This is a genomic window from Arthrobacter sp. TE12232, from assembly GCF_054062615.1.
In genome coordinates this window covers 399,713-419,387 of the sequence record NZ_JBSSFK010000001.1, presented here as the reverse complement: position 1 = coordinate 419,387, position 19,675 = coordinate 399,713, and the positions used below count along the sequence as shown (strand labels likewise).

General features: G+C 61.3%; 16 protein-coding genes and 1 pseudogene. 4 read left to right on the top strand and 13 right to left on the bottom strand.

Annotated features, from left to right (window positions below; all coding sequences use genetic code 11):
• Window positions 1-878 precede the first annotated feature (878 nt).
• From ACVWZ7_RS01835 to ACVWZ7_RS01820, 4 genes and pseudogenes are all read left to right on the top strand, one after another.
• Window positions 879-3,749, top strand: a complete 2,871-nt coding sequence (locus ACVWZ7_RS01835; RefSeq protein WP_456506757.1) for an AfsR/SARP family transcriptional regulator — start codon at window positions 879-881, stop codon at window positions 3,747-3,749.
• Window positions 3,750-4,199: 450 nt separating this feature from the next.
• A complete protein-coding gene (locus ACVWZ7_RS01830) occupies window positions 4,200-4,781 on the top strand; it encodes a hypothetical protein (RefSeq protein ID WP_456506756.1) in 582 nt (193 codons plus the stop codon).
• Between the two features lie 350 nt (window positions 4,782-5,131).
• Window positions 5,132-5,866, top strand: a complete 735-nt coding sequence (locus ACVWZ7_RS01825) for a neutral zinc metallopeptidase (protein WP_456506755.1) — start codon at window positions 5,132-5,134, stop codon at window positions 5,864-5,866.
• A 907-nt stretch (window positions 5,867-6,773) separates the two neighbouring features.
• Window positions 6,774-7,081, top strand: a pseudogene (locus ACVWZ7_RS01820) (DUF4193 family protein).
• 502 nt (window positions 7,082-7,583) lie between these two features.
• Here the strand turns inward: ACVWZ7_RS01820 and ACVWZ7_RS01815 are convergent.
• From ACVWZ7_RS01815 to ACVWZ7_RS01755, 13 genes are all read right to left on the bottom strand, one after another.
• A complete protein-coding gene (locus ACVWZ7_RS01815; RefSeq protein ID WP_456506754.1) occupies window positions 7,584-7,928 on the bottom strand; it encodes a twin-arginine translocase TatA/TatE family subunit in 345 nt (114 codons plus the stop codon).
• A 63-nt stretch (window positions 7,929-7,991) separates the two neighbouring features.
• A complete protein-coding gene (gene tatC, locus ACVWZ7_RS01810; RefSeq protein ID WP_456509049.1) occupies window positions 7,992-8,786 on the bottom strand; it encodes a twin-arginine translocase subunit TatC in 795 nt (264 codons plus the stop codon).
• Window positions 8,787-8,834: 48 nt separating this feature from the next.
• Window positions 8,835-9,104 (bottom strand): Sec-independent protein translocase subunit TatA, encoded by a 270-nt coding sequence (gene tatA, locus ACVWZ7_RS01805; protein WP_344367679.1) that lies wholly within the window; start codon window positions 9,102-9,104, stop codon window positions 8,835-8,837.
• A 60-nt stretch (window positions 9,105-9,164) separates the two neighbouring features.
• Window positions 9,165-10,067 carry a glycosyltransferase gene (locus ACVWZ7_RS01800; protein WP_456506753.1) on the bottom strand — a complete coding sequence of 301 codons (903 nt, stop codon included), beginning with the start codon at window positions 10,065-10,067 and terminating at the stop codon, window positions 9,165-9,167.
• A gap of 365 nt (window positions 10,068-10,432) precedes the next feature.
• On the bottom strand, window positions 10,433-11,371 hold the full coding sequence (locus tag ACVWZ7_RS01795; protein WP_456506752.1) for a Gfo/Idh/MocA family protein: 939 nt from the start codon (window positions 11,369-11,371) through the stop codon (window positions 10,433-10,435).
• Window positions 11,368-12,300 carry a sugar phosphate isomerase/epimerase family protein gene (locus ACVWZ7_RS01790; RefSeq protein WP_456506751.1) on the bottom strand — a complete coding sequence of 311 codons (933 nt, stop codon included), beginning with the start codon at window positions 12,298-12,300 and terminating at the stop codon, window positions 11,368-11,370. The genes ACVWZ7_RS01795 and ACVWZ7_RS01790 overlap by 4 nt, the downstream gene beginning before the upstream one ends.
• 15 nt (window positions 12,301-12,315) lie before the next feature.
• Window positions 12,316-13,437, bottom strand: coding sequence for a Gfo/Idh/MocA family protein (locus ACVWZ7_RS01785; RefSeq protein WP_456506750.1), 1,122 nt, complete (start codon window positions 13,435-13,437; stop codon window positions 12,316-12,318).
• A gap of 27 nt (window positions 13,438-13,464) precedes the next feature.
• Window positions 13,465-14,460 (bottom strand): sugar phosphate isomerase/epimerase family protein, encoded by a 996-nt coding sequence (locus ACVWZ7_RS01780; protein ID WP_456506749.1) that lies wholly within the window; start codon window positions 14,458-14,460, stop codon window positions 13,465-13,467.
• Window positions 14,457-15,314 (bottom strand): ABC transporter permease, encoded by an 858-nt coding sequence (locus tag ACVWZ7_RS01775; RefSeq protein ID WP_456506748.1) that lies wholly within the window; start codon window positions 15,312-15,314, stop codon window positions 14,457-14,459. Before ACVWZ7_RS01775 ends, ACVWZ7_RS01780 begins: the two co-directional genes overlap by 4 nt.
• On the bottom strand, window positions 15,304-16,236 hold the full coding sequence (locus ACVWZ7_RS01770) for an ABC transporter permease (protein ID WP_456506747.1): 933 nt from the start codon (window positions 16,234-16,236) through the stop codon (window positions 15,304-15,306). Before ACVWZ7_RS01770 ends, ACVWZ7_RS01775 begins: the two co-directional genes overlap by 11 nt.
• A gap of 1 nt (window position 16,237) precedes the next feature.
• Window positions 16,238-17,350 (bottom strand): ABC transporter substrate-binding protein, encoded by a 1,113-nt coding sequence (locus ACVWZ7_RS01765; RefSeq protein ID WP_456506746.1) that lies wholly within the window; start codon window positions 17,348-17,350, stop codon window positions 16,238-16,240.
• Window positions 17,334-18,485 (bottom strand): ABC transporter ATP-binding protein, encoded by a 1,152-nt coding sequence (locus tag ACVWZ7_RS01760; RefSeq protein WP_456506745.1) that lies wholly within the window; start codon window positions 18,483-18,485, stop codon window positions 17,334-17,336. Before ACVWZ7_RS01760 ends, ACVWZ7_RS01765 begins: the two co-directional genes overlap by 17 nt.
• Complete coding sequence (locus tag ACVWZ7_RS01755; RefSeq protein WP_456506744.1) at window positions 18,478-19,674, bottom strand: Gfo/Idh/MocA family protein; 1,197 nt, start codon at window positions 19,672-19,674, stop codon at window positions 18,478-18,480. The genes ACVWZ7_RS01760 and ACVWZ7_RS01755 overlap by 8 nt, the downstream gene beginning before the upstream one ends.
• Window position 19,675: the final 1 nt, after the last annotated feature.

The window sequence follows — 19,675 nt, the reverse complement described above, 5'->3', positions numbered from 1 at the left end:
CCGCGACTACGGACTGAGCCGGGAAACGGTCTACCAGGACCTGCGGCGGGCACCCGCAGTGCTGGCCGAATCGCCATCCACGATGGAGGATTAGCCGCTATGCGTGTCGACGAGCCTGGCCCGTTTCTGCAGGGGTGTGCTTTGCATGTTCCCGGAGGCTTTCAAGGTTCGGGGCTGGGCGTAATGGTGGCGCTGCGTTCTTCGGGGTTGATAGCGGGCTGGCGGGGCGGGACCCGCGCATCGTAATGATCTGGGGGGAGGCATCCAACGGTGTCATCGGCCGCGGCGGCACCATGCCCTGGCATAAGTGCCGGGACGGGCGCCCTAAAGTCTGACATAGCCGCTATTCCCTCCCGATGCTGCGCGGGCCATCATAAGGATCGAGGGCAGCGCCCCATCCGCGCCAGGTGAAGCCCGCAATAGGAGTGGTTAGTACATCAACCGACAGATCCGAAACTTGGTGCCGCTAGCTGTGACACTGGCCAGCAGCGGTGAGGATCTCTTGATCAGGTCCTTGTCCGGGAACGGTGGCCCATATCCTGCCTGCAAGAGCGCGTGCGTGGATGATTTCAGTTGTCATCCGTACGGAGGTGCTCCTGCTATCGCCTCTGGCCGTTTCGTTGGAGCTCGGTCTGCGGGTCACGCCTGGGTGGTGATCCTAGACCGGATTGGTGTCTGCCGGCGGTGGAACAAGTGCTCTTTTGGCGTATGGTGCTGGCAGGCGGGGTGGGTTTCCTACGGTTCGAACGGGTCCGGAGCCGGTCCATCCTGTGCAATGACATTGGGAGACGGTAGATTTCTGCTGTCGGAGCTTGAGGCAACGCTCAGGTCTTGATCGCCCAGTGTCCGCCGGCATGCGGGCGGCGCCGGAAAGGTTCATGATGTTGGTCCGTTTACTGGGCGAAATCTCAGTTATCACCGATGAGTCGCCGTCCTTTACTCCGACGGGTACGTCGGCTTCCGTCCTTGCGTTTCTGGCGCTTGCCGAGGGCCGTCTCGTCGCGACAGAAACGCTCATAGACGCGGTGTGGGATATCCCGCCCGAGACTGCACGCAATGCCATTCAAGTGGCCGTATCCCGTCTCCGGCGGGGGCTGGGAAGCGGGCTGCTCCTCGGGAACCGATACGGTTACAGACTGAGTGCTGCGGTTCTCAGAATCGACATCGTGGAGGCCGGGCAACTGTTGAAGCAGGCGCTTGTTCATCTCGACGAAGGCAGATTCGGATCTGCCTATGACCTCTCTGAGAAGTCCGCGCAATTGTTCGTGGGGGAGCCCTTGGCGGGTCTCCAATCATCCGCCGCCGTCGCGGCGAAGCAACGTGCCAAGGAAGTCAGAAGCGCGGTAGCCATCGTTCAAGCACAGTCCTCACTAAGGCTTGGTCAGCCTATGGAGGCAACAGCCGTACTGAGGGACGAGATTTCACGCGAGCCCCTGAATGAGGCAGCCTACGCATTGCTAATGGAAGCCCAAGTATCGGCAGGGCGTGGGCCGGATGCACTGCGCTCATATGATTCCTTGCGTCAGGCTCTCGCCGACGAGCTCGGGGTCAGCCCGTCTCGGGAGGTGGAAGAGGCCTTCCTCCAAATCCTGAATGGGACGAATAGGCCCGGTGCCCACTCTTTGGATATAGCGCCGACCCCCGTTTCTTCCCCTAAGGTGGATCTCCCGTTCCCTTCCAGACCCTTGATCGGTCGTCAGGCCGAAGTGCGCTCAACGGCACAAGTTATCGAAGACGGCAACCGGGTCGTTACGCTGGTAGGACCGGGAGGAATAGGGAAAACCAGACTCGCCATAGCTGTTGCAAGGGAAGCGGCGCGGTCGGCTCTCCGTCCCGTGGTGTTCGTCGATCTCGTACCGGCCACAAACGCAGACGAGACACAGAGGGCAGCTGCCCAGGCCGTCGGCTTCGAACCCGCTGATTTGCTATCAGCTCTGGAAGGTTCAGAAGCCCTGCTCGTCTTGGACAATGCCGAGCATGTTCTGGTTCATGTCAGATCCATGGTCTCGTCGCTCCTTGCACGCACGTCGGTAAGTGTCTTGATAACGTCCCGATCGCCGATCCGTGTGCCTGGCGAACGGATCATAGAGGTCGGCCCCCTGGACGTGGGAACCCTGGACAGCCCGGGAGTCCAGTTGCTGTTGTCGCTGGTGGGACCCGAAGCGGACCAGAACCTGGCGCCGCTAGATCTCATTCCACTGGCCCGCGCGATCGACGGTGTTCCTCTTTTCCTCGAGCTCATTGCCGGGGCGCTGCGATGGAATTCAGTCGCAGAGGTGTTGGGCCAACTACCCGAATATCTCCAGTCGCAGGATCCTGGCTTGACCGAACTCCAGAATCAACGGCACCTCAGCGCAGCCAATGTCATCAACTGGAGCATCGATCAGTGCAGCTCAAACTGCAGAGCAGCTCTGGCTGCCCTTGCAACAATCCAAGGCGAATTTTCTGAGCCGGCAGCACACGCGGTCATAGATGCAGCCGCGCCTAGTCTTCTTAGCCGGTCCATCCTCAGCGAATTGCTGGATCTGTCTTTGGTCATGAGAGTGCCCTACCCAGGAATCATAAAGTTCCGTCTTCTGCAACCGGTCAAACTGTATGCCCGAGAATCGGGACGTTTACCGGCCCCCGGATGGGAGGTGCATCGTGCACGCTCAGAATACTATTTGTCGGCCTTGACACGGGTGCACCAGGGCCGGGGACCCTGGTCGGACGCATACACGGAAATGATAGAAGCTGAGGACTCAAATCTGTCCCCGGCACTCGAATGGAGCTTTGCCAATGACACTTCCCTGGTGATGGAATATGGCGCAGCTGTACTGTACGGATGGGGAATCAAGAGCAGGCATGCGGAGGTGGAGAACGCGGTCCGTGGCGCTCTCGGCCTGTCGGGCGGAACGGCCCTGCAAAGGACCCTGCTCAAGCTGTCATGGCTGTCTTCCCTGCTCATGCAGGAGGGTTCGGACGGCCGCCTTCTCGATCAACTTTCGAATGACATAGAGCCAGAAGCATCCGGCTTCAGCGATTACTGGTTTAACGCCTGGGTCGATACCCAGGAGACGCGAATGCGTCTGGAAGGCAATCTCAAAGCAGCCCTTGCCTGGACAGATTCCTACAGAATTACCGGCGGACCGGACTACCGTGCGACATCCCGTGCTGCGATATTTGCCAGTCTCGGCCATTGGAAGAACGCCGCACAAGAACTGCAGAGGAGCGTGGACCAGGGAGCGTTTCCTGACTATTCCTGGAACGACTTCTACAAGAAATCAGCGCTGGGATACCTCTATCTGGTTCAGGGGGCCCTGGAACTGGCAGGCCCGCTACTCGATGACGCGTTGATTTTGGCACAACGTAAGAGCTTGGTGATTCCACGGATAGAGGTGTCGATCAACAAGGCGTGGCTCTCGTTGGCCTCGGGCGCACCCAGGGACGCCTTGCGCTCGGTTCACTCGATTCTCACAGAGCCGATCGGCCTTAACCGTCCCGGATTTTTCATCGAGCTTATGACGCTAAGCGGCCTGTCCATCCTGGAGTTGGGAAACTCTGCAGAAGCCGCACTGATCGCCCGGGAAGTCAGCCGGCGCGCTCCCGCGATCCGCGGAATGCTTGATGCATACGTGAACACCGCTGTGGACCGGTTGCTGGAGGCGACCCGCGCCGAGGCCCCCTCTGACTGGCTGGAAACCATTAACGCCTCCCGGCTGAGCCAGATCATCGACAGCCTTCTTCGCCAAGGACAGCCGAAATCCTGAACTGGGCCTTCTTTCCCAGAGACAGCATCAACGATCTTCATCCGGTGGACTAAGGGCTTCGCGCTGGACACACGGGCATTCGGGCCCAAATCGAAAGGTCCAAGGTTCCTTGTCCACGGAAGAACTGTCGCGTGGACGCGGAAGACCAAGGAAGATCTGTCGCCGCGGGCGCAAAGCGCCAGCAACGGATCCCTCGGGACTCCTGCAGGTGGCTGCACGCGCCACTACCCTAGAGCCGCGCATTAGGACCGTGCAATTCTCGCCAGCCGCTGGCGCTCGACTCTGAGCAGCGCGACTACGCGGGCCGCGCGCAGGCAGGGAGGTAGGCACCTGGCTTCGCAGGCTGCCATTTGGCTCCGGATAAGCGATTGGTAAGCGGTCAGTAAGCGCCCCGGAGGAGATTGGTCCCCATCGAACCATCGCTCCTCCGAATGAAAGCAGCTGATTTCCATGAACAGCAGCATCCGCAACCAATACCGCGCCTTCCTGACAACACTCGCGCTGATCGGGACTGCCTTCGCCCTCAGCCTTCCGGCGACACCGGCATCTGCATACACAGAATCGACCACAGGTTCCCGGCCCGGCAGCGTCTATATGCCCAAGGTGCAAGCCCTGCATTACAACGCCTGTGCCAGCACCCTTTACCCGTGCTACAACCCTGAAATCTTCGTCCCCGCACCATATGTCTACAGGTCCTCTGCCACCACAGGGCAGCAGCGCCTGAACGCCGTCACCGTCTTGTCCCGCTGGAACGGATCGTCCTGGGTTCAGGTCGCCACCAAGAGCGTGACCCGGGTTCTTGAGGCAGGGCAAAACGGCGGCTACCTCACCGACACGGACTTCCGGCTCAGCTCGGCGGGCTACTACCTGGTCTCCATAGGAATCGGCTGGACGAATCCCGGCGAGACGGCCGACTTCGGATCGAGAGTGATGGTCTTCAACACTGCGGGTGACTACACCTGCGTCGGACGGTTTACGGCATCCTGCAACGCCAGCGGCGGCTACGTCTATCTGAGATCACCGGGGCTATAGGTCCCCATTCGTCCCGGGGAGTCACTCGGCTCTCCTTGAACAAGCGGCATCATTCCATACACTGCAAGGAGAAGATCATGAATCACACCCAGAATAAGTTCTCATGCGTCGTCCTGATCACAGTGCTCGGCCTATGGGCGACAGGATGCGGAACGGCGGCGGCATCCCGCCCAGGGTCGGCGTCAACGGCCGAAGTGTCGGCACCGCCGGAAGTGTCCTCGGCCAGTCCCTCACCAAGCCAAACCCCGGATTTCAGGGGCCAGTCTGTCCAACCATCCGCTCCACAGATCCAGTCCAGTGCACCCCAGGGATCGCCTGTGCAGTCACAGGGTTCCTCGGTTGGGAGTCCAATGGACCAGGCGCCGGCCGGGGCAGCACCGCCTCAGATCAAGGTGTCGCCCACGGACGAATTCGGCTACACAGTCGAGGAGTACCTCGATTTCATCATTAGGGATCTAGACAAAAAATGGTCGAACTGGTTCGTATCGCAACAGCTCCCCGAGCCATGGATCACCATCGAGAAAGTCGAACCCGGAACCACGGTGACCACAAAGTGTGATGCGAACCCGATTCCGGCAGATTACAACAATGCCTTCTATTGCGCGGCCGACGCTGATGGCAGAAGCGACGGGTCGCTCGTCTTGCCGGTATCGACATTCCAGAAGATGTGGGTCGGCGACATTTTTCAGAACAACAGCAAAGAATTGGGCGATTTCGCCGCCGCGATCATCACTGCCCACGAGTTCGGTCACCACGTCCAGAATGCGATCTATCTGGAAAACAACGCGGCGCACCCGGACGCCCAATTTCCGGTCCTTGCGCACGGCAACGTCAACAAGGAGCTGATCGCTGACTGCTTCGCCGGTGTCTGGATGGCCTCCACCTACTACGACGGGCTCCTGCAGCCAGGAGACTACGACGAAGCAGTGGCCGCGCTCGAATCCATCGGCGACACCGTCGCCAGCAACGATCCTCATGGAACGCCGGAGCAAAGGAAGGAGGCACTGCTGGCCGGGTACAACGGGATAGAGGGTCAAACGAACTCAGGCGACCCGCTCACTTGCATAGCGACCTACTGGAAGTAGGGGGCGGTTGGAGTTCGAACTGGCGGGCAGCCTGACAGGCTGCCCGCCAGTTCTGCACGGTCCTGCGGGCGACCGCCGTGGCGTTGGGGAAGTCCGGATTTCTGTGCTATCGCATATTGCATTTGTAGAAAGGGCCGTGAGGTCCAGGAATGTGGGCTGGCGAATCAGCAGACGGTCCCACCTTCCGACGAGGCAGTTAGAAGGTGTTGACACTGTCAACACCTTAGTCTTCGTATCGAGTCGCAGACCGGTCGGGTCGGGCCGGTTCGGTGATGTTTTCTCGAGTTCCCAGTGTTTGCAAGGGCTGGAACCCGGTTCGAGTCCCACCTCGGGCACGCATTCCCCCTCGTCAGAAGGGGTTTTGCTTTGACGTGTTGACAAAGCTTGTGGTCGCGTCGCTGACGGCTGGTTCGCGGGCTGTGGTCTGGCCGCCGCGATGGCCTGTTCAGGTGTGTGGGGTGGCGGGTTCAAGTCCCTGGCTGGTGGGCATTCCGCCTGCTGGGAAGTGGGTTCTGGCGTTTCCTCGTTCCGGTTCTCGTTGGGTGGGCCCGGGGTGGCCTACACCTATTCATGGGCCGGGGGAGCAGGGACGACATGACCACAGCGATGTCGACGCATGGCTTCAAGGTGAGGGCTCGGGGGACCGTTCGAGAAGCCCCGTACCTGTGTTTGTCCAGCCAAAGAGGGTGTGGACATTGTCCACACTTATATCCGCTTTATTGAGGGTGCGGGTGGCAGGGCCGCGTCCGGTGTCAGGTTTGGACCTCGGAGTTCTATGCGGCTGTGTCAGAAAAGAACGAAACCGAGCCAAATCTGACGAGCTCTGACCACAGCCTGACGTCAGCTTGGGGTGTACTTCAACCTGACAAGGGTAGTGACCAATGCCGAAATTTGGCATTGGCTCCCGCTGGCCCGGGACCCCCCGAGGGTTCACGGATGGACCTGTTCCGATGTCAAAGGATTGGACCGTTCTCTGGAGGCCCTGCGGTCGACAAACGCCCCGGATGCCCGCCGCGTCGTCCGGGAGCTCGACGGGACCGACGGGCTGGATGAAACCATGACGTTTGGGAGAGTTTGTCGCCGAGGAACTCATCGTTCAGGTCATTCCCAGGCCAAGGACGAGTTCATCTGCCATTCCTGTTTCCTGGTCCGGCACGGGTCCCCACTTCCCGCGAAAGGAACGGCCACTCGTACTGCATCGAATGCGAAGACTAAGACGCTTCTCCTTCACGGCATCCGACCAACAACAGCCTTATCGGCGACCCAGTCCACGCTCTCGCTATTGGCTGACCTTCAATAGAGCCTCAGGCCAAGGGCGAACCGATGAGTGGGCGTATCAGGCGACGCGCCTTTCCTCGCTGAATGGTTCGAACCAGCGCTCCATTGCCATTGGTGCCCGACGAAGCTGGTCGCTCGGAGAGGGTCGCCCGCGGAGGTGCTGGCCGGCGCGGGTGCCGGCGAAAAGCCAAGGCGTATTGGCCACGGCAAAGCCGAGTTCACCATCCGCGGTCTGCGCAAGCATCCACGACCCGACGAAAGCGCTTGCAGGACCGGGCCGGCGTGAGGGGACTGACGGCGGCCTTGGCCCGCGAACGTTATCATTCGCGAAACCCCTACCAGTATCTCAATGCAGACGGCAAGAAGCACCGGGTTTAGCCGCCACGAGCCGTGCGGCGGGACCGCGAGTCAGGTCGCTTCGGGGTCGAAGGCCATCCTCTTAGCCTGCCGGGAGATGTTCGGTCGGGAGGGCCGCAGGAGGTGCTGCAGTTGCCGGTCCGGTGGCGGGAGTGTCGGATGGCGCTGGCGGGATGTCGTCGGTCAGTGCCTCGCGGATGATCCGGCGCGGATCGTACTGTCGGGGGTCCATCTGCCCCCAGTCCAGGTCCTGGAAGTCGGGACCGAGTTCCTCGTTCAGCCGTTCCCGGGCGCCGGATGCCATTCGTCGTACCTCCCGCACGAGGTGGCCAAGCTTCGCCGCGTACTCCGGCAGCTTGGTCGGTCCAAGGACCAAAGCAGCAATGATGAGGAGAACAACGAATTTCTCAGCGCCAATCCCAAACATATCCAATCCTTTGAGTCGGGGAACCGGCACTGCGCGGGCTCCGGTGGGGATTCATAACGAAGCCTAGAGATTCTCCAGCTCGGAACTTGGTGTGGCCTGGTCCGCGGTGGCTTCGGTCTCGGCGGCGCGTTTGACGGCGCGTCGTTCGCGCCGGCGGTCGTTGAGCATGCACAGCCCGATCGCTGCGAAGAACAGGGCCAGCATGGGGACGGCGAGGTAGAACATGCTCGTGGCGTCGGCGCCGGGAGCCGCCATGGCGGCGAAGAGGCAGACCAGGAACACGGTGATCCGCCAGCTTTTGAGAAGTTGCTGGCCCTTGACGATGCCGGCCAGGTTCAGCCCGACCAGGACCACCGGCAGGAGGAAGGCGATGCCGAAGGCCAGCAGCAGCCGCAGGACAAAGGTCAGGTAGACCTGGGCGCTGATGAAGTTGGAGCCGCCCGCCGGCGTGAATTCGGTCAGCACGCGCACCGCGTTGGGCAGCACGAGCCAGGCCAGCAGGACGCCGCCGACGAACAACGGCACGGCCGCTGCCACGAACGACAGGGCGATGCGGCGTTCCTTCTTGTGCAGCCCGGGCACGATGAAGGCCCAGAGCTGGTAGAGCCAGACGGGGCTGGCGATGATCAGGCCCAGGAACACGGATACCTGGATCATGAGGTCGAACGAGCTCGCGACCCCGTCAAAGTTCAGCGTCGCCTGCCGGCCCTGCTGTTCGTTCAGGTCTCGGATCGGCTTGGTCAGCGCAGCCAGAAACGGCTGGTAGACGAGGAAGCCCGCCACCGTCCCGATGACGACGGCGATTGCCGCCCTGAAGAGCCGGTTGCGCAGCTCTTTCAGGTGGTCAAGGAGCGCCATCTTCCCCTCGGGGTTTGATCGACGGCTCATGGTTACTGCCATGCGGTCTTAGGCGCGGGTCGACGGCGGAACGTCGGTTCCGTCGCCCGTGCGGCTTTCCGGGGCGGCGGCCTGCGGGTGGTTAACAACCCGGCCCTCGACCGGCTCGGAGCCGTCCTTGGCGTCGGAGGTGCCGTCCTTCTTCATTTCCCGGACTTCCGACTTGAAAATGCGCATCGACTGGCCCAGGCTGCGGGCCATGCCCGGCAGCTTCGGTGCAGCGAACAGCACCAATGCCAGAACGATGATGATGATGAGATGCCAGCCTTCAAGCCTCATGTCAAGAGGTCCTTTCGTTTGAATAATGTCTATGTCTTGCCGTCTCCCACGCCCGCCCACTCACCCGGGAGGGCCGGGATCCTCGAGCGGGCCGAAGCCCTTGCCGCGGAGCCCGGTGGAAAAGGCGCGGAACCAGTCGGCGAGGCCGCGGACGTCGCCGCTGCGCAGGAAGTAGCCGAGGTAGCCGCCTACATCAGCGATGAAGGACTTGACCCGGAAATGGCGGCGGATCATGTAGCCGCGGTTCCGGTAGTAGAAGTAGCGCTTGAAGGCGGAGTCCGGAACGATCACGTGCCACCGTGCGCCAAAGACGTGCTTGGTTTCGGAAAACGCGTGCGGGTGGGTGATGGCCGCGGTGGTGACCGTGCCGAAGCGGATCCCGGCCTTCCGAAGCCTGAGCGTGAAGTCCACCTCGTCGCCGCGGATGAACAGGCGCATGTCCGGCAGGCCCACCTTGAAGAAGACATCGGAACGGATCAGGGCGCCGTTGAAGAAGTGCCCGTCCCCGGGCAGGAACCCGGCCTTTTCCACCTCGGCGCGCTCGTGCGTGACCTTGCCGTTGAGGCGGAAGAAGAAGGACAGCCGGTCCGGGTGGCCGGGGGCCACCACGAGCGGGACCACGGCGTCCAGGTCCCGGTCCTGCGCTTCGCGGAGCAGCGTGGCGAGGCATTCCGGGTCGGCGGGCTCGGCGTCGTCGTCCATCATCCAGATCCAGTCAGCCCCGCTGGCCACGGCCTTGAGGATGGCCAGCGAAAAACCGCCGGCGCCGCCGAGGTTGGCCTCGGACCGGACGTAGTCCACGTTGGCGTGCCGGTCGGCGACATCCTTGGAGGGCACGGTGCCGCTGTCGACGAGGCAAATGGAGCGGACCGCAGCGGTCTGGTTGTTGATGGCATCCAGCAGGACTGCCAGCTCCCGGGGGCGGTCCAACGTCACGGCAGCGACTGCAACCGAGGGGGTCATCGCGGGGTCCTTTCAGCACTAACGTCAGTGGTCTTCCCTCCGGCGGAGGGCCGTGTGACGCGAAAACAGGTGGCCGTTGGCATTAGTCTCGTGACGACAGCCCACGGTAATACAGCCCAGTCAGGCACTACGCACCGGTGCCCGGGGGTGACCTCCTACGCTCGCGTAACCGCGGAGGAACGGTCAGGTTGAACCGTCCCGGATCGTGGTTTGGTTCTGAGGCGGCACGGGTTGCTCCCTGGGGTGAGCAACCCGTGCCGCTGACTCGGTGCGTCGTTTCTAACCCAATTTCCGGCTCGGTCTGCCTGAAATTATTGGTGGGTGTTGAGTTTCATACCTCCTCATCCGTTTCCGTTGGCACGTGATTAATGTGTGAGGACGGCGATCTTGGCTGAGTCGGTCAGCCGCTGGGCAATATCGAGTACTGTCGCAGCTTCCATAGCCGTGGTTCCTTCCGACGGCCCGCCCGCGGCGTGCCGGGCGAAGGCTTCAGCTTGGAGGCGCAGCGCCTCCAGTTGCGGGGCTTCACCGCTCTCGGGCGATACGACCTCTATGCGGGAGTGCCCGTTCGAGCCGAATACTTCCGCGGTGACGACGTCACCGCCGGGGTAGAAGCGTCCAAGGGAGACGATTGCGGTGGCCCCCTCCGAGAGGGAGATGAGCGCCTGTGCGCTGTCGACATCGTTGGCCGCGTCCGGGTCTTCCGTGGCGGGCCCCGCCACGGCAGTCGCGTCGCACACATTCTGGTCAAGGAGCCAGAGCATCTGATTGATCTCGTGAACACCCATGTCGATGTAGATGCCACCGCTGTGGTTCCGGAAACTTGCGGGCGGCGGCGCTTCATCCCACTGCGAGCACACGACAAGATGGATGTTCCCCAGCTTCCCGGACGCGATATCCTGGCGGAGCGCAACCAGTTCGGGGATGAAGCGACGCCAATACGCGATCTGCAGAGCGACGCCGCGTTCAGCGGCCAGCGCGGCAGCCTTCCGCGCGTCCTCGGCGGAGATACCGAAGGGCTTCTCACAGAGGACGGAGACGCCGGCTTCAATGACCTGGGTGGCCAGCTCGACATGCTGATCGGTGGGTGCGGCGATAATGACACCGTCAAGGCCGCCGGCAGCGAGCATCTCGTCCACGGTCGGGTATACCGCCAGGCCCATTGATCTCAGTTCCCGTGCGGACGGTTCGAAGGGCTCCGCAACGGCAACGCACTCCACGAGGGCTGAATTCTTCAGGGCCCGCAGATGGGTGCGTCCCATCCGGCCGCCACCAATGAGTCCGAGGCGAAAGCGCGGGCTCACAGTCCACGCTCCGCAAGGAAGGTCCTGTTGGCCTGTTGGTCCGCGATGGCGCGCTCGAAGCGCTCCGCAGTCTGGGGCAGGATGTCCTGCTCAACAACCAGCCAGCCCGAGTACCCGATGTCTTTCAGTGTGGAAATAAATGCATCGCAGTCAAGGTCGCCTTCGCCCAGCACAGGGAACACTTCCCGTTCCCAAATTGCTGTCGTAGGCAGGCTCTCCGCAACGACTTCATTGAACCGGGCGATACTCGCGCTCTTCAGATGCACATGATTGATTCGGTCGGCCCAGGTGCGGAGATATTCCACGGGGTCGCCGCCGCCGATGAGGAAATGTCCGGAGTCCAGGCACAATCCGATGTCCGAGATTTCCAGTACCTTGGCGATCTCCTCCGGCGACTCGACATATGTACCGGTCTCGTGATGGAACGTCGGCTCGTAGCCGCGCTTGCGGCAATGTTCAACCACACGGGCAAGCCCGACGGCGAAGGCGTCCCATTGCTCCGGGCTGTAGCCGCTCGTGGGGTTCCTCTGACCGGAGCCAGGAGCGTTCCGGCGGTGTTCCGCACCTGCATCGGCGATGGTCGGTTTCGGCGGCAAGCCCCGTTGGAATTCGGAAATAGCATCGAAGGTGTCCAGCATGGCATCGAGTTCGGGCATCATCGCGTCCAGCTCGGAGGCGTCTGAGAACGGCAACTCAAGGTAGGCGCCGGTCAGACCAAGACCGTGCGCGGCGAGGCCTTTGCCTAGCTCCGCCCCATCACCCAAATAGCCGACAGGACCGAGATCGATTCCGGCGTACCCCGCCGAGCTGACCGCCTCGAGGATGGCAGCCCCGTCGGGGACATTCGGATCGATCCCGACTGTGACTTCAAATGCTCCGTAGCTGATGGGGGCGTTGGCCACCACGATGCCGGTGTTATTGCTCTGCATGATCAGAATCCTTGATTAGTTAACGAACGCGGGTGCGTCAATCGAGCTGGGGTACGCAATGGACTCTCCCTGCTGGATGTATCGAATGATGGACTGGCAAAGAGCCAGGTCGTGGAGTGCATCCTGAGCGTTCGTGAGCGGTTCGGTGCCCTCGACGACGCAATCGTGGAAGGCTTGGAGCTCCAGCTTGAATGAGCTTTCGTACGACACGGTCTCGCTGATGTTTCGGGATTTCGCCGTGCCGACTTCGCCGTCAATGATCTCGACGGTTGCCGGCGCGCTGCGCAGGAAGGGTGACGGGAAGCTCAGCGTAGTGCGGGATTCCGGCCCGTAGAGCGCGAACTCCATCTCGTAACGGGTGATTCCCGGGAGGTCAAGCCAGTGGATCGCCGCGGTAAGGTCCTCGAATTTGAGCACGACGGTGAGGCTTCCGGCCGTCAGGTCGACATATTCCAGGCTCGTGGGTTCGCCCAATACGCCGCGAATGGTGTTCAGTTCATGCACCAGGGTGTCCAAGAGGACCGCGTGGTAGCTCTCGCGCAGGAACGGGTCGGCATCCCCGATGGCCCGGGTGATGCTCTCCTGGGTCTGGGCCTTCCACAGGGCAATTGCCTCGGCGGGAATGGGGGACACCGGCGCCAGGGAGTAGTGCTGGACGTAGGGCAGGAAGGGTGATTCGAAGGTCGTCACCCGGAGAAGACGAGGATCCACCGTGTCGATGGCCAAGTCCCGGAAGCGTTCATAGGCCGGATCGTACCGTTTGGGATAGGCGACCATGAGCACGGTGCCGGCTTCCTGGGCGGCCGCCTGCATTTCCAGGCCTTCTTCGACCGAGAAGCACATGGGCTTCTCGACCAGGACATGCTTGCCCGCTTTCGCCGCGGCGATGGCGATGGGAGCGTGGCTTCCCGACGTTAGGATGAGGACCGCATCAATCGGTTCCTGGAGCATTTCGCGCCAGTCGGAGAAGGTCTTCGGAATGTTGTACCTCTCGGCATTGTTCTTGGCGTTTTCCGCCGAGATGTCGCACAGCGCGGCAATTTCGTACCGGTCAGATAGCTCTCTGAGGTAGTTGAGGTGCATCACTTGGGCGATGAGGCCGGCACCGACGACACCAACTTTGAGTCGACGAGTCATGATTTGGTTCTCCTTGAGATGAAGTAGTTAGGGGGTGAGGTTTGCAAATTGGGGAGACGCGTTTGGCCAGGTGGCACTGAGGGCGCGGTGTATCAGCCCTGCGGCTTCCTTGACGCCTGTCTTGGCGTCCACGAAGGGGTCCTCATGTTCGATGGAAATGCTTCCGACGGGAGAGTCAGCGAACTGGGCGATGAGCCCGCGCCACCAGGCTTCGTCGTGGCCGCGACCCGGTACCGAAAAGTTCCATGGCATGTCCGCCGGGCTGGCCGGCCACCGGTGGTCGAGCAGCCCGTTCAGGGCAAGCGCTTCCTCGTTGAATGAGGTGTCCTTGGCATGGACGTGGCCAATCCTGGGCAGGATCCGCTCGACAACCTTGTTCGCGTCCATGCCCATCCAGAAGAAATGACTAGGGTCCAGGTTCGCGTAGAGGTTCGATCCAAGGGCCGTGAATTTTTCGAACGTCTCCACGTTGTACACCGTCGTTCCAGGGTGCAGCTCGATGCACAGGTTGACGTCGGGGTTCTCCCTCTTGGCGAAGTCGGCGATTTCGGACCAGTACGGTGCGACCCGGTCCTCCCACTGCCGGTCGTGGACGCCCTCCAGATACGGGAGCCAGCCGCCGGCACCGAAAGAAGCAGACACGTCAGCTGCAGTGGCGCCTGGACATCCGGACATTGCCACGATCGTGTTCGTACCGAGGGGCCCGGCAAGACGGATGGCCCGTCGTAGTGCATGGTCGTGGGCGCGGGAGATTTCGGGGTCAGGGTGCAGGGGGTTGCCCCACACGTTGAGCGCATCCAGGGTGATGTCGTGCCGTGCCAGTGTGGAGAGCCACTGCCGTCGGCTCGAGTCGCTGCCGAGCAGCTCCTCCGGAGCGCAGTGCGGGTGCGGCGCGTACCCGCCGGCCCCGACCTCGACAGCGGTTACTTCGGGAACCTCCCGGCTCAGCCAGGAAAGCACCTCTTCCAGCGGGGTGTCGGCGAATGCCTCCAGGACGACTGAAATTTCGCAAGACTTTTTCATGCAGGCACTCCTGTTTGTTCTTCTTGCCTGCTCTTTGCGGTCAACATTTTGATCAGGCGCAAACCCAGCGCTGTGACAACGACCAGAGCGATCGTTCCCAGGAGCATGAGAGAGGCCAAAGCGTTAACTTCCGGGGTAATCCCGAATTTGAGCTGACTGTAGATATAGATCGGAAGCGTCTGATCGCTGCCGATGATGAAATTGGTGACAACGAACTCATCCAGCGACAGCGTGAAGGCCATGAGGGCCGCGGCCACGATCCCCGGGTAGACCAGGGGCAGGACAACAAAGCTGAATCGTTGCACCGGCCCTGCGCCCAGGTCCGATGCCGCGCGCTCGAAGTTTCGGTCCAGGCTCTCCAGCCGCGAGGACACCACGAGGATGACAAACGGTGTTGCCAGGACTGTCTGACCGATCACTGCGATCGGCAACGACGGCTGCAGATGCAGGATATTCGTCGAAAGCACGAGGATCGCGACGCCGATGAGGAGCCCGGGAATCATGATGGGCAAGGTGATGAAGACCCGGACTGCGCTGCGGTACTTGATCTGGGCACGCACCAGCGGGAACGCTGCAGCGGTGCCGATGACCGTCGCGAGTACCGTGACCGCGACTCCTACGGCGAGGGACTTCCCGAGCGCGTCCTGAATGATCAGGTTTTGTGTGAGCGACGCATACCAGTCCAGGGTAAGCCCTGTCATCGGAAAGCCGACCACTTTCGATTTGTTGAACGAAAGCAGAATCATCACGGCGATGGGAGCGAAGAGAAACAGGTAGATCAGGACCCCGTAGGCCGTGAGGATGACTCGAAAGAGCCCGGCGCGGGGGTTTACGACTTCCATGTCATGAGCCATAGAGATCCTTAGTGTCGAGTCCTCGGCGGAAGAGGACAAGGAGGGTGAGAATCACCAGTGCAATCAATACGCTGGCGGCCGATCCGAGCGGTAGCAGATATCCCGCGAAGAAGTTGGCAATGAGGTTCCCCATGAGCACTCCGTTGGTCCCGCCGACGATCGACGGTGCGACATACTCTCCCAGGATGGGGATGAAGACGAAGATTCCGGCTGTGACCATGGCCAGTTTCATCTGGGGGAGCAGGATTGTCATAAGGCTTCGCATGGGCGAAGCGCCCAGATCAACGCCGGCCCGGAGCAGGCGCCAGTCGAAGCGGTCGAGCGAGGAGTACAGAGTGAGGGCGGCAAAGGGAAAATACAGGTAGACAAGGACGATGAAGACGCCCGGGGTGTCGTACAAGAAGAGTCGCACCGGTTCGTCGACGAGCCCCAGGTTCTTCAAGAGAACGTTGATAGCGCCGTTGTCGCCAAGAATCGCGACCCATGCGTAGACCCTCAGCAGGTAACTGGTCCAGAACGGCAAGATGACGAGAAGGAACAGGACTCTCTGCAGCCGCGGCGGAACGTACCTGACCAGCCAGTAGCAGAACGGGAACGCGATCGCCAGCGTGGTTGCGGTGGCGAGGAACGCCATCAGGATCGTCTTGCCCAGTGTCTTGATGTACGTGTCCGTTGTGGCGATTGCTTCGTAGTTCTTCGTGGTGAAGCCTGGCACCAGGGTGTAGTCCTTGGTTTGCCAGAACGAGTAGACAACAATCAGGCAGAGTGGCGCGATAAAGAAGACGCCGAAGACGACGGCGGCAGGGGTAAACCCGACGTATTGCCGCCAGTTCTTGCGTTCGCGCCGGGCGACTCGCGAGCGGGGGTTGGCCGGTCCTGGTCCGGCGTCCGGGACCCTGGTGGCGGTCTCAAGGGTCGCCATCTTAGGCGCCAAAGATCTGGTTGAAGGCCTCCGTGTAGGACTGCTGGTTTTCAGCCGGTCCCTTGAGCGTCATGGCGAGGGCTTTCTCGGGGTTCCCCATGAAGAGGCGCTTGGCGTCCTGGGCGGTCTTCGGATCGTTGAGCAGGATGTTGGCGGCTTTCTCGTTGAACAGTGGCCGGCCGTTGGTCTTGAAGTTTTCAACGATGTACTCGGATGTCTCCATGGCGTTCAGGAAGGGCCGTACCAGCTTCTGGTTGGCGCCCTTGGACGTGATCATCTCGGCGTCGATGAAACCAATCGTGCCTTCCGTCGGGTAGGCCGCCTCAATCTGCGGGCCGCCGGCGGACTTGACGCGGAGATCCGTTCCCAGGTTTGAGATTCCGATCGCGGCCTCACCGCTGGCGAGCATCGAGATAATTTCGTTGTTCTGGCTCGCCAGCTTGAGCACGTTGGGTTTCAGGGCCTTGAGGAAGTCTGAAGCCTTCGTGAGGCCATCGCCCTTAAGCGCATACGGATCCTTGGAGCCGGTGGCAATTCCGCCAATGGCAAGCAGGTCGGTCGGAATGTTTTCGGCAACGATCAGGCCCTTGTACGCGGGGTCAGTGAGCGACTCCCACGAGGTGGGGGGAGTTTTGACCAGTTTGGGGTTGAAATAGATCTGGACACTCGACCAGGAGAAGGGGTATCCCAGGTAGCCTTGAGGGTCTTTGAGGAAGGAGAAGTCCCGGGCTGCCGAGTACAACTCCTTGCTCACTGGGATCTCGTCCATCTGGAACGGATCGATGAGGCCTTCTTCCCTGTACTTCTTCACCCACAGTGCGTCGCCGGAGACAATGTCGAACTGGCTGCCGGTCTGTTTGATCTGCAGGAGGGCATCGGCGTTGTCCGAGAACAGTTTGGGTCCGCCCGTGATTTTGGAGGAAGCGGCGACCTTCTGCAGCTGGTCATTTGAAAAGTGGTCTGACCAGGTCAGCCAGTTAACCTTTCCTCCGGCTGCACCTGAGTCACTGGCACCGGAGGCACATCCCGTCATCACGAAGGAACTCGCGCCCAAAGCCAAAGACCCGAGGAGCAGCGTGCGGCGGTCAAATTTGGTGTTATGCAGACTTGCCATTGTGGTTTTCCTTCTTCTCAAGCTGTTCTACGAGTGGGTGGGCGGCCTTGGTAGACCATGCGAGCTTCACCGTCTGGCCAATCTCGAGCCCGGTTCCGTCATGGTCCTCGAGCGCATGGTCACTGAGCGATGACACGACAAGTTGTTCACTGCCGGAAAGCCGCATCACGATCCGCGTGGTTGATCCGAGGTATGCGCGGGAAACGATCTCGGCGTCGATGAAGCCGTTCGCGGCTATCCTGAGGGATTCGGGGCGGATCACAATCGACGTCGTGTCTTCGGGTGCATTGGCCGAAATGGGCACTGGTGCACCGTTTTCAAGATGGAATACCCCGCCTTCCTTCCGGCCGGCCAGGATGTTGGATTCGCCGATGAACTCTGCAACATAGCGGCTGCAGGGCCTCCGGTAAATTTCCTCTGGCGTCCCGATCTGCTCGATCCGCCCGCCGTTCAGGATCGCGATGCGGTCCGCGAGACCCATTGCCTCCTCCTGGTCGTGAGTCACGAACACGAAGGTTGTCCCGACCTGGCGCTGGATGATGGAGAGCTCGGTCTGAAGCCGTTTCCGGAGCTTGAGATCCAGCGCGCCAAGCGGCTCGTCCAGGAGCAGAACTTTGGGTTTGTTGACAAGGGCTCTGGCAACAGCCACGCGCTGGGCCTGTCCGCCGGAAAGCTTGGTGACGGCGCGGTCGGAGAAGGTGCCAAGGCCGACCAGATCCAGGGCCTCTTGCGCCCTCTTGAGACGCTCGGGTTTTGACACCTTCGCCATCCGCATTCCAAACGCAACGTTTTCTATGACATTCAAGTGAGGGAAAAGTGCGTAGGACTGGAACACGGTGTTAATCGGTCTGCGGTTGGGCGGAAGTTTGGTCACGTTCACCCCTGCAACGCTGACCACCCCTGCCGTGGCTCCGACAAAACCGCCGATGATGTTCAAGGTGGTGGTCTTGCCGCACCCGGACGGGCCCAGCAGGCAGAAGAATTCGCCATCAACGATGTCCAGGTCAAGTTCATGGAGAGCGACTTCGTCCCCGTAACTCTTCCGGATTCCCCTTAACTCAATGGCATTTTTTGCCGTCCCGCCGATTATTGGCCGGGAGCTGGCCGGGCTGTCTTCTACGAGGAGATTAGTCAATGTCGATCGCCTTCCGGGTTTGAGCGCTTTCTTGAATTGCGTGGACCAGCGAAACCAGCCGTTGGCCGTCGGCGAAGGTCGGGTAGGCCACGCCGCTGCCTCCAATGGCCGAATACACGTCACGGATGAGGTTTCTAAACGCGTCACCAAATCCCTCTGCGTGCCCTGCAGGAGTGAACGCGATTCGTCCGGCGTCGACAGAGAGCTGCTCGGGATCCCGGGTAATCGTCAGGACCGAGGCATCAGAACGCCGATGCCGAAGTACGTTGGGGTCGTCGGCCTGCCAGTGGAAGCCGCCATCCACTCCGTCCACGTCGATGGAGCAAGCGTTAGGTTCCCCGGCGCATACGCCCGAGAAGACTGCGGATCCGGGGGTGCCGTCCGAAAGCTGAAGGAACACCCTGACGTAGTCTTCGGCTTCGACGTCGATTTCAACCCCGTCCTTGAAGCGTTTGGGCCGCAGGGTCGAAAACCGCGCCTCCACCTGGCTGATTTGCGAGCCTGTCACGTACTCGACAAGATCCAGCCAGTGGACACCCAGGTCTGCTGTTGCGTAGGAAGTGCCGGCAATCGCCGGGTCGAATCCCCATCCCCAGTTGTCGTGGTTAGAGTCCCAGGACAGGAACGCCCCACGCACTGCCTGTACCTTCCCGATCTCTCCGGAAAGAATTCGGGCGCGCAGCTCGGCAACCATCGGATAGGAACGCTGGATCAAACACACGGCTGCGTGTATTCCTGCGGCGTCGCTCGCCTCCACCAGACGTTGTGCATCGTCAACGGTGGTGGCCAGTGGTTTTTCGCAGATGACATGGATGCCCCGTTTGATGGCTTCGAGCGCATGACCGGCATGGAAACCATGCGGTGAGCAAACGTGAAGAACATCCGGCCTGGTCTCATCAAGCATCCGGCCCAGATCATCGAACGAGGCAATGCCGTCCCCTCCGCGGACGCCGGCCCCCCGACCGGCGGGCTGCAGATCGGCGGCAAGAGCCTGAGCCTTTGAAAAGTCCCGGCCGCAAACCCCGACCACTTGAGATCCCAAGTCGTGGATCCGCTGGCCATGGATCCGGGCAATGCCGCCGGTCCCTACGATGGCGGCCCGAAGCTCGGGCGGGTAGTACGTCTTTGCAACTTCATTCCTGTCCCCGGGCCGGGGCACACGAAGCCGCTCAAGCGTTGTTTTTTGCACG